General features: G+C 66.5%; 1 protein-coding gene. It reads right to left on the reverse strand.

Annotated features, from left to right (window positions below):
- Positions 1-1,534 (reverse strand): hypothetical protein (locus AC1PPL_RS19270; RefSeq protein WP_479973959.1); only part of this gene is annotated, 1,534 nt, incomplete at both ends.

The raw sequence follows: 1,534 nt of genomic DNA on the forward strand, positions 1-1,534 counted from the left end.
AGGGATGGTCATGTAGGGCACTGCGGCTGCCACGTTCATGGGCGAGAACGCCTCGCCGACGTTGCCGGAGCCGATCTGTCCCAGGTGCTGGCCGATCAGGTCGAACGTGGTGCCGCCGGTGCGGATCTTGAGCGCCCAGCGCTCCGTGATCGCGCCGCGGTTGTTGACTTGGATGGGAAAGTTGATGGTGTCGAAGGTGGCTGCCGCCTGTCCGCTGGCTGGGTCCACGCCGTCATACCAGGTGGTGCCGTTCCAGCTCTGCTGGTCGTACACGCGGGAGACGCGCGCGAAACGGTCGCCCTGGCGCAGCGCTGTGGAGAATACGGCCCCAATGGGGAAGGCATAGCCCACAGGCTGGGTGAGTTTGACCTTGCCGTCGATACGCACTTCGGCGATCTGGCGGTACACCTCGGTGCGGCCTACCACGCGGATCAACGCGGGATAGCCCGTCAGGTCGGTGAACGTGACGGTGCCCGCGTCCAGGTTCGCCGTGTAGCCGGTGGCGATCTCGGCACCCGTGGCATCGTCCAGCACCTGCACGAAGGACAAGCGCTCATGTCCGACGTTGTAGGTCGTGAGGCTGGGCGTAAAGGCCGAGCCGCCGTGCGTGAGACCCACAACACAGGTGTCGCCCGGGCGCGCATACGCCACGCGACCGTCGGGCGGCAAGGCTGCAGGGTCGATACCCATGAGGCTCACATCCACCGGCAGGTAGATATAGCTCACCGCGCTGTAGCGCAACGTGGTGGGGTCTACAGGCCAGGGGCGCCAGATCTTTCCGGCCTGCACGGCGCCGACCTCGGCCGCGTCATACCACCACTCTGCCTTGTCCTCGGCCGTGAGGTCGGCATCCAGCACAAAGTCACCGAACTGCAGCTCCACCCCGCCGCGCGCAAACTCGACCTTGCCGCGCATGTGGCTTCCCGTGATGTTGCCCTGTGCATCGACGTTGGCCGTGAGCGTTGCGCCCAGCAGGTCCACCACGGTGAGCACGAAGCCCCCCGGCCCTGCGCGCAGCGGCGCAGCGTCGGTGGAGAAAAACAGGCTGGCCGTGCTCCACTGGTCTGCCGAGGTGAAGAGGCTCTGCAGCTGGAAGTCCGTGGGGCCGGTACCGCCGACCACGTAATCGGTCATAAGCGCCGCCCCTTCCTGGTAGTTGATGGTGCCGCTGGCGATGCCGGGGTTTGTGTCGGTGCGATCGCGGTAGATCACGCCCTCGAAGTCGGTGTATGTCTGCCCCATCCAGCGGAACTGCACGCTGCCGGCGACGATGCGGTGCGTGGTGTAGGGGCACAGGTCCAGCACCACGGCCGGCGGCGTGAATGTGCTGGCGCTGGCGCGCGGCGCTGCGGCGCCCACGCGGTAGCGGGCCACGATCGAACTGCCAGCGAGCAGCTCCTCGCCCACGCTGGCGGTGGAATACTGTCCGCCCTTGGTGTTGTTGGTACCGCTGGAGCCCTCTCCGTTGATGCCCACGCGCTCGAACTCGCTGGCTTTCTCATGGTCGGACTTGTAGCTGGTGGTGCTGCGGTCA

Source organism: Diaphorobacter sp. B2A2W2 (assembly GCF_056730635.1).